Annotated in this window: 8 protein-coding genes; 5 read left to right on the forward strand and 3 right to left on the reverse strand. The window is 70.8% G+C overall.

Going from position 1 to position 12,496, the window contains the following annotated elements:
• The first annotated feature begins 108 nt into the window (after positions 1–108).
• Positions 109–5,364, forward strand: coding sequence for a DEAD/DEAH box helicase (locus M2428_RS14145; RefSeq protein ID WP_277526582.1), 5,256 nt, complete (start codon positions 109–111; stop codon positions 5,362–5,364).
• On the forward strand, positions 5,357–6,223 hold the full coding sequence (locus tag M2428_RS14150) for a DNA-formamidopyrimidine glycosylase family protein (protein ID WP_277526583.1): 867 nt from the start codon (positions 5,357–5,359) through the stop codon (positions 6,221–6,223). The genes M2428_RS14145 and M2428_RS14150 overlap by 8 nt, the downstream gene beginning before the upstream one ends.
• A 15-nt stretch (positions 6,224–6,238) precedes the next feature.
• On the opposite strand, the gene M2428_RS14155 is transcribed toward M2428_RS14150, so the two are convergent.
• Positions 6,239–6,919 (reverse strand): hypothetical protein, encoded by a 681-nt coding sequence (locus M2428_RS14155; protein ID WP_277526584.1) that lies wholly within the window; start codon positions 6,917–6,919, stop codon positions 6,239–6,241.
• A 61-nt stretch (positions 6,920–6,980) separates the two neighbouring features.
• Between M2428_RS14155 and M2428_RS14160 the strand changes: the two genes are divergently transcribed.
• Complete coding sequence (locus tag M2428_RS14160; protein ID WP_277526585.1) at positions 6,981–8,570, forward strand: PLP-dependent aminotransferase family protein; 1,590 nt, start codon at positions 6,981–6,983, stop codon at positions 8,568–8,570.
• 322 nt (positions 8,571–8,892) lie between these two features.
• On the opposite strand, the gene M2428_RS14165 is transcribed toward M2428_RS14160, so the two are convergent.
• Both M2428_RS14165 and M2428_RS14170 read right to left on the reverse strand, forming a co-directional pair.
• Complete coding sequence (locus tag M2428_RS14165; protein WP_277526586.1) at positions 8,893–9,585, reverse strand: SRPBCC domain-containing protein; 693 nt, start codon at positions 9,583–9,585, stop codon at positions 8,893–8,895.
• Positions 9,578–10,288 (reverse strand): helix-turn-helix domain-containing protein, encoded by a 711-nt coding sequence (locus M2428_RS14170; RefSeq protein WP_277526587.1) that lies wholly within the window; start codon positions 10,286–10,288, stop codon positions 9,578–9,580. The genes M2428_RS14165 and M2428_RS14170 overlap by 8 nt, the downstream gene beginning before the upstream one ends.
• 526 nt (positions 10,289–10,814) lie before the next feature.
• On the opposite strand from M2428_RS14170, the gene M2428_RS14175 reads away from it, so the two are divergent.
• Positions 10,815–11,831, forward strand: a complete 1,017-nt coding sequence (locus M2428_RS14175; protein WP_277526677.1) for an RluA family pseudouridine synthase — start codon at positions 10,815–10,817, stop codon at positions 11,829–11,831.
• Between the two features lie 27 nt (positions 11,832–11,858).
• The gene (locus M2428_RS14180) at positions 11,859–12,494 is read left to right on the forward strand and encodes a VTT domain-containing protein (protein WP_277526588.1); all 636 of its coding nucleotides are present in this window, start codon (positions 11,859–11,861) and stop codon (positions 12,492–12,494) included.
• Positions 12,495–12,496 lie beyond the last annotated feature (2 nt).

Below are 12,496 nucleotides of genomic sequence, written 5' to 3' on the forward strand. Positions count from 1 at the left end.
CCACCGCCCGCCACGGTGCTTTCGCCCGTCTGGAGCCGCCAGGGCCCGCCGGGGCCGGCGTGATCGCGGCCGGCTAATAGTGTCGGCGGGGTAGGGCATGATGGAGGAATGAAGGGGCAGGAGCTCTCCGGAGGCACACTCGAGGCCGACGCCATGGACCGGTTCAGCCGGCCGACCCGGGACTGGTTCCTGGGCGCTTTTTCCGCGCCCACCCCGGCCCAGAACGGCGCCTGGAATGCGATCTCCTCCGGTGCGCACGCCCTCGTCGTCGCCCCCACCGGTTCCGGCAAGACGCTCGCCGCGTTCCTCTGGGCGTTGGACCGGCTGCTCGTTTCCGCCCCCGCCGAGCCCGAGGCCCTGCCCGGTCTGGATGCGGCGGCCAAGGGCGGCCGCCGGACGGCTGCGGGGGCAAATTCAGCCCAGCGGAAGGCAGCCCAGCGGAAGACCCGCGTGCTGTACATTTCCCCGCTCAAGGCTCTCGGGGTCGACGTCGAACGCAACCTCCGCGCGCCGCTGATCGGCATCACGCAGACCGCCAAGCGCCTGGACCTGCCAGCCCCGCTCATCACCGTGGGCGTCCGGTCCGGGGACACGACGGCGTCCGACCGCCGCTCGCTGCTCAGCCACCCACCCGACATCCTCATCACCACCCCGGAATCCCTTTTCCTGATGCTGACGTCCAAGGCGCGCGAGACCCTCACCGAGGTCGACACGATCATTGTCGACGAGGTCCACGCCGTCGCCGGCACCAAGCGCGGCGCGCATCTGGCGGTATCGCTGGAACGGCTTGACGCGCTGCTGCCCAAGCCCGCCCAGCGCATCGGGCTGTCGGCCACCGTGGAACCCAAGGAGCTGGTGGCGCAGTTCCTCGCCGGCTCGGCGCCGGTGGAAATTGTGGCCCCTCCGTCACGGAAGAACTGGGACCTGACCGTCTCTGTCCCCGTGGAGGACATGTCCGATCTCCAGGGCGCCGCCGGCGCCTTCGACTCCGGTCCGGCCTCCGGGCTCCAGCCGCAGGCGTCCATCTGGCCCCATGTGGAGGAGAAGATCGTGGACCTGGTGCTGGCCAACCAGTCCACCATCGTGTTCGCTAACTCCCGCCGCCTCGCCGAACGGCTGACGGCCCGGCTCAACGAGATCTACGCCGAGCGCCAGCTCATGGCGGCCGGCGGCGACTGGACCGACTTTGGTGCCGGTGCGCCGGACTTCGACGCCGTACCGGCCGCAGTGCCGAATTCGGTGCCAAGGACAGCGCCCAAAACCGTATCGAACGCAGCGCCGCCCGGCGGTGCCGCTGCACAGCCCACGTCCACCGCCACACCGGCCCACATGATGGCGCAGGCCGGCAGCACCGCCGGTGCCGATCCCGTGCTGGCCCGCGCGCACCACGGGTCCGTGTCCAAGGACCAGCGCGCCTTGATCGAAGATGACCTGAAATCCGGGCGGCTGCGCTGCGTGGTGGCCACGTCCTCACTCGAGCTTGGCATCGACATGGGCGCCGTGGACCTGGTGGTGCAGGTCGAATCGCCGCCCTCGGTGGCCAGCGGCCTGCAGCGGGTGGGCCGCGCCGGCCACCAGGTCGGCGAAATCTCCCAGGGCGTCCTGTTCCCGAAGCACCGGGCAGACCTCGTCCACACGGCCATCACCGTGGAGCGGATGCTCGAGGGCAAGATCGAGCGGCTCAGCGTGCCGGCCAACCCGCTGGACATCCTGGCCCAGCAGACGGTCGCCGCCACCGCCCTGGGTGCCATCGACGTGGAGGAGTGGTTCACCACGGTCCGGCGGTCCGCACCCTTCGCCTCGCTCCCCCGCTCCGCGTTCGAGGCCACCCTGGACCTTCTGGCCGGGCGGTACCCGTCGGACGAATTCGCGGAACTGCGGCCCCGGGTCATCTGGGACCGGAACGCCGGGACCATCGAGGGCCGTCCCGGCGCGCAGCGGCTCGCCGTCACCTCCGGAGGGACCATCCCGGACCGCGGGCTGTTCGGCGTCTACATCATCGGCACCGAGGTCGAGGGCACCGGCGGCTCGGGATCTGGCGGCAAGGCTTCCGGCGGTGCCAGTGCGGACGGCAGGGCGGCCAGCCCGGCCGCCGCCGCGGCCAAGGGTGGCCGCCGGGTGGGCGAACTCGACGAGGAAATGGTCTACGAATCCCGGGTGGGCGACATCTTCGCCCTCGGCGCCACCAGCTGGAAGATCGAGGACATCACGCACGACCGTGTCCTGGTCTCGCCGGCGTTCGGCCAGCCCGGCAAGCTTCCCTTCTGGAAGGGCGACTCCCTCGGCCGGCCTGTGGACCTGGGCCGCGCCCTCGGCGCGTTCATGCGCGAACTGGCGGCGTCCGACGTCGGGCCGGCAACCGAGCGCTGCAAGGCCAGCGGACTGGACGACTATGCCGCGAACAACCTGATCCAGTACCTCGCCGAACAACGGCTTGCCACCGAAGTGGTCCCCAGCGACACGACCCTCGTGGTGGAACGCTTCCATGACGAGCTCGGCGACTGGCGCGTGGTGCTGCACAGCCCCTTCGGCATGCCTGTGCACGCACCGTGGGCCCTGGCCGTGGGCCAGCGCCTGCAGCAGCGCTACGGGATGGACGGCTCGGCCATGGCCGCCGACGACGGCATCGTGCTGCGCGTGCCCATGATGGAGGACGAGCCGCCGGGCGCCGAGCTGTTCCTGTTCGACCCGGAAGAAATCGAGCAGATTGTGACGGCGGAGGTCGGCGGCAGCGCCCTCTTCGCCTCCCGGTTCCGCGAGTGCGCCGCCCGTGCTTTGCTCCTGCCCCGGCAGAATCCCGGCAAGCGGCAGCCCTTGTGGCAGCAGCGGCAGCGCTCGGCGCAGCTGCTGGATGTTGCCCGGAAATACCCGACGTTCCCCATTGTCCTCGAGACGGTCCGCGAGTGCCTGCAGGATGTCTACGACCTTCCGGCGCTGAAGGACATCGCCGCCTCGGTGGAGCGCCGCGAGCTCAGGATCGTTCAGACCACCACCCAGCAGCCCTCCCCGTTCGCGAAGTCATTGCTCTTCGGCTACGTGGCCCAGTTCCTCTACGAGGGCGACTCCCCGCTCGCGGAGCGCCGTGCCGCCGCCCTGGCGCTCGATTCCACCCTGCTCAATGAGCTCATGGGCCGCGTGGAGCTGCGCGAACTGCTGGATGTTAAGGTCATCGAGGCCACCGAGCGCGAACTTCAGCGCCTGGCCCGGGACCGCCAGGTGCGCGGGCTGGAGGGCGTCGCGGACCTCCTGCGCCTCTTGGGTCCGCTCGCGCCGGACGAAGTCGCCGCCCGCCTGGAGCCGGTGGCGGGCCCAGCCCTGACGGGCGAGACCGCCGGGGTCGCCCCGGCGGCCCAGCCTGGCGAAAGCCCGGCGGCTCTGCCCGTCGAAACCCCGGCGGCTGAGCCGGCCGAAAGGCCGGCGACGGAGGCCGACGCCGCCGCCCACCTGGCGGCCCTGCAGCGCGCCAACCGGGCCATCAAGGTCAACATCGGCGGAATCGAACGCTTTGCGGCGGTCGAGGATGCCGCCCGGCTCCGGGATGCCCTCGGCGTACCGCTGCCCATGGGCGTGCCCCTGGCCTTCATCGAACCGGTCGCTGACCCCCTCGGCGACCTCGTCTCGCGCTACGCCCGCACGCACGGGCCCTTCACTGCCGCCGAGGCCGCGGCGCGGCTGGGACTCGGCGTCGCCGTCGTCGGCACGGCCTTGAAGCGGCTGGCCGCGGACGGCCGTGTGGTGGAAGGCGAGTTCCGCCCGCATGCTACGCCGCCGGCAATTACCTCGGACAACACGGCAGCAAGTGTTGAGGAATCCGGCGTTGAGGAATCCGGTGGTGAGGTGCCCGGCGGCGCGGCGGCCCCGGCCGCCGTCCCACCGGCCGTTCCGTCAGTCGTTCTGCCTACCGTTTTGCCTGCGGCGAGTGTGAGCGAATGGTGCGACGCCGAGGTCCTCCGCAAGCTGCGCCGCCGTTCGCTCGCCGCGCTCCGGGCCGAAGTCGAGCCCGTGGACGCCGCCGCGTACGGCCGGTTCCTTCCCGCCTGGCAGAACGTGCGGACCCCCGGCGGGCGCGGGCAGTCCGCGCTCCGCGGCCTGGACGGCATCGTTACGGCCATCGACCAGCTCTCCGGCGTGCCCATTCCGGCCTCCGCGTGGGAACCGCTTGTCCTGGCCAGCCGCGTCGCCAATTACCAGCCGGCCATGCTGGACGAGCTCATGGCCGCGGGCGAAGTCCTCTGGTCCGGTGCCGGTTCGTTGCCAGGCAACGACGGCTGGGTCAGCCTGCACCTCGCCGATTCTGCCGAGCTGACGCTGAACCCTGCCATCGACTTCGAACCCGGCGATGCGCAGCGGCGGCTCCTCGAACACCTGCAGAACAACGGCGGCGGCTACTTCTTCCGGCAGCTGACCGAGGTTGCCGGCGGCATGGATTCCGTACTGAGCGACCAGGACGTGGTAACCGCCCTGTGGGATCTCGCCTGGGCGGGCCGGATTACCGGCGACACCTTCGCCCCTGTCAGGGCGCTGATCGCCGGCGGCCACACCGCCCACCGGCAGGTGGGGCGTGCCCCGCGGGCCCGCGCGCCGCGGCTCAGCCGGCTGGGACGGGCGCACGGCACCGGGCTGCTGGGATCGCCGGGCCTCACCGGCGGCCGGTACGGCTCCGTGACCGGCACCGCGCCCGCACCCGCGCTCGCCGCGGGACGCTGGTCCGCGCTGCCCTCCCCCGAACTCGATCCCACCATCCACGCCCGGGCCACCGCGGAACTGCTCCTGGACCGCTACGGCGTTCTCACCCGCGGCTCGGTCATGGCAGAAAACATCCTCGGCGGCTTCGGCCTCATGTACAAGATCCTGGCCCGGCTGGAGGAAGCCGGACGCTGCCGCCGCGGCTACTTCATCGAACACCTCGGTGCGGCGCAGTTCGCCGTTCCGGCCACGGTGGACCGGCTGCGGTCCTACGTCGAGGACGCCCAGCTGCATAAGGCCGAGCCGGTGGCCCTGGCCCTCGCCGCGACGGATCCCGCCAACCCCTACGGCGCCGCGCTCCCGTGGCCTGCGCTCAACGTCGACGCCGGCACCGGCCACCGCCCCGGCCGGAAGGCCGGCGCCCTCGTTGTCCTGGTCGACGGCGCCCTGGTGCTGTACGTGGAGCGGGGCGGCAAGACCCTGCTCGCTTTCAGCGACGACACTGACGTCCTGGCCGCGGCCGGTTCGGCCCTGGTGGGCGTGGTGACCCGCGGAGCGGTGGACAAGCTGATCATGGAAAAGGTCAACGGCCACGGCATCCTGGACACCCCGGTGGCGGCCGCGCTCGCCCAGGCCGGGGCCTACTCCACCCCGAAGGGACTGAGGATCCGTGCCTGAGGGTGATTCCGTGTTTCGCGCCGCGGCACAGCTGCACGCCGTACTGGCCGGGAAGGAACTGGTCTCGTCCGATTTCCGGGTCCCGCGCTTCGCTACGCTCAAGCTCGGCGGCTGGACCGTGGCCGAGGTAGTCCCCCGCGGCAAGCACCTGCTGATGCGCGTGCAGGGCCCGACGCCGAAGGACCGGCTCACCATCCACTCACACCTGAAAATGGAGGGCAGCTGGCAGGTCTACCCGTCCGGGGGCCGCTGGCGGAAGCCCGGCTTCACCGCCCGCTGCGTGCTGCGCACCGCCACGGCCGACGCCGTCGGATTCTCCCTGGGCATTCTTGAGGTGGTCCGCACCGACCAGGAGGACTCCATCGTCGGGCATCTCGGTCCGGATCTGCTGGGCCCGGACTGGGACGCTGCCGAGGCCGAACGCCGGCTGCTCGCGGCACCGGACATGCCCATCGGCGTCGCCCTGCTGGACCAGAGCAAGCTGGCGGGGATCGGGAACATCTACCGGTGCGAGGCGTGCTTCCTCGCGGGAGTCCATCCGGCGTCGCCCGTCTCCGCGGTGCAGGATCTTGCCGCCATCATCACCGACGCCCAGGTCCTGCTCTCCGCCAACCTCGGGCCGGGCCGCCGGACCACTGTGCTGAACGCGCGCGGCGTGCCCGTGGGCCGCACCGCCGGGCGGCCCGGCTACTGGGTCTACCGGCGCGAGCACCAGCCGTGCCTGAAATGCGGCACGCCGATCCGCCGCGGAATCCTTGGCCGGGACAACGGCACCAGCACCTTCACGGAGGAACGGGACATCTACTACTGCCCCACGTGCCAGCCCCTGCCGGCCCCGGCGGCTGAGAGCGTCAGCTGACGGGACCCAGAGGGATCAGTCGGTCCGGCCGCTGGACGCGGTTGCCGGGACGGCCGTCCCGGCAACGTCAGCAACGTCAGCAGCTTCCGTTTCAGTTCCGGCCACGGAGACGGGACGCACTTCCGGAACCGTAAACCGCGGCAGCAACAGCTGCACCAGCGGGCCAATCGCCAGCGCGTACAGCACCGTGCCCACACCGACTGAACCGCCCAGCAGCCAGCCGGCCCCGAGAACCACCACTTCAATGCCGGTCCGGGAGGCCCGCACGGACCAGCCTGTGCGCCGGGCGAGTCCCGTCATGAGTCCGTCCCGGGCTCCGGGTCCGAGGCGGGCGCCGATGTAGCAGGCCGAGGCGATGCCGTTGAGCAGGATGGCCCCCGCGAGCATGCCGATCTGGCCGCCGAGGTGCGAGAACTCCGGTATGAGGGCCAGTCCGACGTCGGCGAACACACCCACCAGCACGGCATTGCACAGCGTGCCGACGCCGGGCCACTGCCGGAGCGGAATCCAGAGGAGCAGGACGAGGAAGCTGACGATCACCACCACCGTGCCGATGCTCAGCCCGGTCTTGACCGCGAGTCCCTGGTGGAAGACATCCCAGGGATCCAGTCCCAGCCCGGCCCGGATGAACATCGCGAGCGAAACGCCGTACATGGCGAGGCCAATAAGGAGCTGGAGGAGTCTGCGGGTCAACATGGTGTCCATCCTCCACCAAGACTGGCCTTGCAATCCATAGCCAGTTTGAAATACTGGCTTTATGCCTGTCTCTTTGACTCCGGGGTCGCTGGCCCGCCTGCTGGGCGAGTGGAACGTCGGTGCCGCCCCCGCCTACCGCGAGCTGGCCGACGTCGTCCGCCTGCTCATCCTCGACGGCCGCGTCGCCCTCGACGTCGCCCTGCCGAGCGAGCGCTCACTGGCAGCGACCCTTGGCATCAGCCGCACCACGGTGACCGCGGCGTACGCCCTGCTGCGCGAGCAGGGCTTCCTCAGCAGCGGCCAGGGCAGCCGGAGCCGGAGCTGCATCCCGAGCCAGGGGCCCGCGCACGCCGGTGGTCATGACGGCGCCCTGCGGCTGAGCGGCGCGCCCGGCCTGGCCGTGCCGGACGGGATCCTGGACCTGGCCTACGCCTCCCTGCCCGCCAGCGGCGAAGTGGTGCACCGGGCCTTTGCCGCGGCACTGACGGAGCTGCCGGCGCTGCTGCCGGGGTTCGGCTACGACGCCCTCGGCGTGGGCCCGCTCCGCGAAGCCATTGCGGCCCGGTACACGGCCGCCGGGGTGCCGACAACGGCCGCACAGATCCTGGTCACCTCCGGCGCCCAGCATGCGCTGAACATTGTGCTCCGCACGTTGGCCGGCCGTTCCGGCACGAAAGTGCTTGTGGAACATCCCAGCTACCCGAATGCCCTCGACGCGATCCGGGCGGCTGGCTGCCGCCCGGTCCCGGTGGCCATGCCCGCAGCGTGCCCCCACGGCACAGGTCCTAACGGCGCAGCCAACGGCGCAGTCCGGAGCAGCCCAACCGGGGCAGGGGCCGTCCGCACTGTTTCCCACGGCACTATTCCCAACGGACCGGCCGGCTGGGACCTCGAGGCCATGGAATCGGCGCTGCTGCTGCAGCGGCCCGCGATGGCCTACGTGGTGCCGGACTTCCACAACCCCACCGGCCGGCTGATGCCCGATTCCCAGCGGCGCCGCCTCGTGAAGGCGGCCGCTGCGTCGGGCACCGTGCTCGTGGCGGACGAGACGCTGCGGGAGCTGAACCTCGACGGCGCAGTCTCGACCCCCATGGCCGCATTTAGCCCGGCTGTGGTCTCCCTCGGCTCCCTCAGCAAGTCGCACTGGGCAGGGCTGCGCACGGGCTGGATCCGCGCCAGCGAGCCGCTCATCCAGCGCTTCGCCGCGGCCCGCACCACCCTGGACCTGGGCGGGCCCGTGGTGGAACAGCTCGCCGCGGCACATCTGGTCAATGCCATGACGGAGCCGCTCCCTGCCCGGCTCGCCGCGCTGCGCGAGAACCGGAACACGCTGCTGGAACTGATCCGCGCGCACCTGCCAGGCTGGGATCCGGAATGGCCCGACGGCGGCCTGTCCGTCTGGTGCCGTCTTCCTGCGCCAATCAGCACGGCTCTTGCCGTGGTGGCTCCCGACTTCGGAATCCGGCTCGCCGCGGGGCCCCGGTTCGGCGTCGGCGGCGCGTTCGAGCAGTACCTGAGGCTGCCGTTCACCCTGCCGCCCGAGCAACTGGAGACGGCCGTGCTGGCATTGCGCTCGGCCCAAGACCGACTGGACGCCGCGCCGCAGCTGCGGCGCAACCTGTCAGCCCCGCCGGCCGCGGCCATCGCCTGAGCCCAGGCATCCGCGGGCCCGCCCTTGCGACGCAGGTTCATTCCTGCGCTGCGCACAGGCCCTGCCGACGCCCGTATTCGGGTGTCGGCAGGGCATATTCGCGTCGCCAGGCAGGATGCGCGTCGCGGGCCTAGGTGTACTGCCCAGGAACCCTGCCCAGGCCTGCGCTGCATATGCCCTGGCGACGCCCATTCTTCCCTGCGCTGCGCGTGCGCCTGGCGACGCAGGTTCTCTTCCGCGCTGCGCAAATGCCCTGTCGACGCCCGAATCCGGGTGTCGGCAGGACATTTGCGAGTCGCCAGGCGGGATGCGCGTCGCGGGCCTATGCGTAGACCGTCGCCAGGAACCCGGCCCAGGCCTTCGCCGTCGCCGTGGCGTCCCCGCTGCCGCTGAAGTCGTGCACCGTCATGCCCACCGGTGCGCCGAAGGCGTTGCGGCCGAAGAAGCGGTACATCGCGTCCGCGGTCCGCAGGCCGAGGAAGTTCTCGTTGGAGAAGTCGACTTCGCCCGTAAGCGGGCCGACGCCGTCGAGCTCCAGCTCCACCGTCTCCCCCTGGGCCGAGCTGGCGACGCCAAGGGCCCTCTTGAGCCGGTCGAAGCCGTCCGGGGTCTGCGACCCGGCGGGTGCCTGAATGTCGGTGAAGACCACGGGCTTGCCGTCGAAGTACTTCAGGTACTGGCCCAGAGTATGCAGGTAGAACGCCGTGTGCTTGCTGGCGCCGTCGTACTGCTCATCCCAGTTGTCCGCGAAGATGCCGCTGTGCACATAGTGCAGCCGGGCGCGGCCGCCGTCGAGCGGTTCCAGGACGTGCTCCAGCTGGTTGAACCAGCCGTCTGGGCCGTCCATCCGGGACACGAGATGGGAGGGGTACTCGTCCACGGTCCGGACCGCCGGCCATTGGTCCGTGGGGAACATCCACGCCGGGGTGTCCTTGGTAACGGCCTCCCACACCTGCTCGGGCGTGCCGGGCAGTTCGGTGTCGCAGACGATTTCGAATTTCCGCTTGTCAGTCATTGTCCTGCTCCTTAGCTTGTGGGTTTGCAGCTTGTGGGTGTGTAGTTCGTGGGCCAGCGTGTGGTTCTGCGCGCGCTGCCTTGGGCGCTGGCACCTTCAGCGAGGGGTGGAGCGCGACGACCAGCCGGTGTTTGCGTCCCGCCGGCGGGGTCGCTGCCGGCGCACCTGGCGGGACGCCGCGTCCGCCATCGTGGTACTTGTCCACGAGCCGGGTCACGGCGACGCCGAGCTCCTCGGCGAAGGCCGCCCGGTCCGCCGCCGACCGGAAGGTGATCTCGCCGTCGATGGCAAAGGTGGCGAGTTTCTGCTTTGCGGCGGCTGCCCCGGCGATCAGCTGGCCCATCTCCTGGACCATGCGGGCGGCGAGCGCCAGTAGCCAGAAGGCTGAAAAGCGGTCCGAGAACCGATGCGGGTCCGGCGCCACGGAGGCCAGGGCCGCCGGTGAAATCAGGTACGACGCCGCCGTCGCCTGCAGGATGCGTTCGGTGACATTGCCGCGCCGCCGCTCCTCGACGAGCTCAACCAGCCCATGCCGCTCGAGGGCCTTGAGGTGGTAGTTCACCTTCTGCCGCGGCAGGCCCACCTTGGCGGCGAGCTGCGTCGCGGATCCGGGCTCGGCCAGCTCGCGCAGGATCCGCGTCCGGATCGGGTCCAGCGAAGCCTCCGCCGCGGCCGGGTCCTCAATCACTTCGATATCCAACATGCTTCAAGTGTGCCCACCGACAATTTTATTTGTCAAGAACTTTTTTCTCGTCGGCGGGATCGGGCGGCGCGACCTCGCGAGTTCGCCGGAAGCTTGCGAGGTCGCCGGAACTTTCCAGCGAACTGGCACGCATCCGGCGAACTGGAGCGAAGGGGCGGGGGCGGGGGCGGTCGTGAGGGCGGAGGACGTAGGCGCGGGAGGGGCGGCGGCTCGGGGGCGGAATGCCGTGGGAGTACGTGGCCGCAGCCTCGCGAGTTCGCCGGAAACGTCCGAGGTCGCCGGAACTTTCCAGCGAACTGACACGTTTCCGGCGAACTGGAGCGCCGGGGCCAGGGCGGCCGGGCAGGGGGCGGGGCCGGACAGGCGGCCCGGGGCGGAGGGCGGGCGGTAAGTGGCCAGAGGCACTGGAAGGGCGGAGGTGGTGGGGCGGCTCGGGCCGCGGCGGGTGGCCGGGGCGGGGGCGGAAGCCGGGCAGGCGCAGGCGCCGGGGCGGGGGCGGAGGCCGGGCACGTAGAATGGTCCGGTGATGCAATCCCCCCTCCCCGTGCGCGACGGCGTCAACGCAACGCGCCTGCGCCTGCCGGACGAGGGGCCCTGGGAGACCGCGCTGGACTACATGATGCACCGCTGGGGGCACATCGATCCCCAGGGCATCGAGGACCGGTTCGACGCCGGGGAGATCGTCGGCGAGGCCGGGATAGCCCTGGACCGCAGCACGCCGATGCAGGACCACACGTTCATCTGGTACTACCGCAGCCTGCCACCGGAGACCCGGATCCCGGTGGAGCTGAACATCCTGCACCAGGACGATCACCTGCTGGTCGTGGACAAGCCGCACTTCCTGCCCACCACCCCCGGCGGCACGTACATCCAGGAATCGGCCCTGGTCCGGCTCCGGAACCAGCTCGGCCTGCCGGACCTGATCCCGATGCACCGCCTCGACCGCATGACCGCCGGCATCCTGCTGCTCTCCACGAACCCCGAGACCCGGGGCAGGTACCAGGTTCTGTTCGAAAAGCGCCAGGTCCAGAAGGAATACGAGTGTGTAGCCGCCGCGGGGCCGGCGCCGGGCCACCCCGCGGTGGACTTCCCGGTGGTGGTGCGGAACCGGATGACCAAGTCCCGCAGCTACCTGCTGGCCGAGGTGGTGGACGGCCAACCCAACGCGGAAACCCGGATAGAGCGGTTGCACACGTTTGACGCGGCCAGCGCTCCCGGCGGCGGACCTCACGCCGCACCCCACGGCGCACCCGACGGCGCACCGCACGCCGCACCCGACGGGGGGCCCGACGGCGGCCCCCAACGCCGCGCGCTGTACCGGCTGGAGCCGCACTCGGGGAAGACCCACCAGCTCCGCGTGCACATGGCCTCACTGGGTCTGGGGATCGTCAACGATGCGTTCTACCCGGAACTGCTGGACAAGGCCCCGGACGACTACACCAAGCCGCTGCAGCTCCTGGCCCGCGGGATCCGCTTCGTCGACCCCATCTCGGGGAGCCCGGTGGAGTACCGCAGCAGACTGGAACTGAGCGAAGCGCGCTAGCAGCTGGAAGTGCGGTACCTTGTGCCCATGGACTTCGGAAATGCGGACAGCTGGGGCGCCGCGATCTATTTCTGGATCTTCCCCCTCGTGATCGGCGATGCGATTTTCCCGCCTCTGCCCTCGGAAATGGTCGTCATCACCGGCGGCGCGCTCTCCGCAGAGGGCCACATCAACGCGTTCCTCGTGATCCTCCTGGCCGCGGTCTCCTCATGGCTGGGTGACCTTCTCGTCTTCCAGCTCTTCAAACGGCGGCTGAGCCACGTGCTCGACCGCTGGAAATGGGGCCTGCGGTTCCACGCGGCCGTGCACGCGGCGATTGCGAAGGCAGGCCGCTCCTCCACGTACGGAGCGATCATCGGCATCCGCTTCATCCCCGGCGGGCGGCTGGCGACGACGGCCGCGGCGGGCATTGCGAACGTTTCGACGCGCGGGTTCAGCCTCTGCGCGGCCATCGGCGGCCTGCTCTGGGCAAGCTGGTCCGTGGCGCTGGGCTATTTCACGGGCTCCGCCACCGGGCTCCCGTTCTGGGCGAGCTCCCTGATCGGGGTCGGCGTCGGGCTGCTGATCGGCGCCGGCGTGGGCGTGATCGTGACGCGGCGCCGCGGCAGCCCCTCCCCCGTGGAGTCCGCCGCGGCCGACCCGGATGAGGAACTGGACTTTTAGAC

The organism is Arthrobacter sp. ES3-54, from assembly GCF_029504395.1.
In the GTDB taxonomy this organism is placed as follows: domain Bacteria; phylum Actinomycetota; class Actinomycetes; order Actinomycetales; family Micrococcaceae; genus Arthrobacter.

Coding starts and splice junctions, on each gene's coding strand:
- M2428_RS14145 (WP_277526582.1), top strand. CDS start 109: ATGAAGGGGCAGGAGCTCTCCGGAGGCACACTCGAGGCCGACGCCATG.
- M2428_RS14155 (WP_277526584.1), bottom strand. CDS start 6,919: ATGTTGACCCGCAGACTCCTCCAGCTCCTTATTGGCCTCGCCATGTAC.
- M2428_RS14160 (WP_277526585.1), top strand. CDS start 6,981: ATGCCTGTCTCTTTGACTCCGGGGTCGCTGGCCCGCCTGCTGGGCGAG.
- M2428_RS14165 (WP_277526586.1), bottom strand. CDS start 9,585: ATGACTGACAAGCGGAAATTCGAAATCGTCTGCGACACCGAACTGCCC.
- M2428_RS14170 (WP_277526587.1), bottom strand. CDS start 10,288: ATGTTGGATATCGAAGTGATTGAGGACCCGGCCGCGGCGGAGGCTTCG.
- M2428_RS14175 (WP_277526677.1), top strand. CDS start 10,815: ATGCAATCCCCCCTCCCCGTGCGCGACGGCGTCAACGCAACGCGCCTG.
- M2428_RS14180 (WP_277526588.1), top strand. CDS start 11,859: ATGGACTTCGGAAATGCGGACAGCTGGGGCGCCGCGATCTATTTCTGG.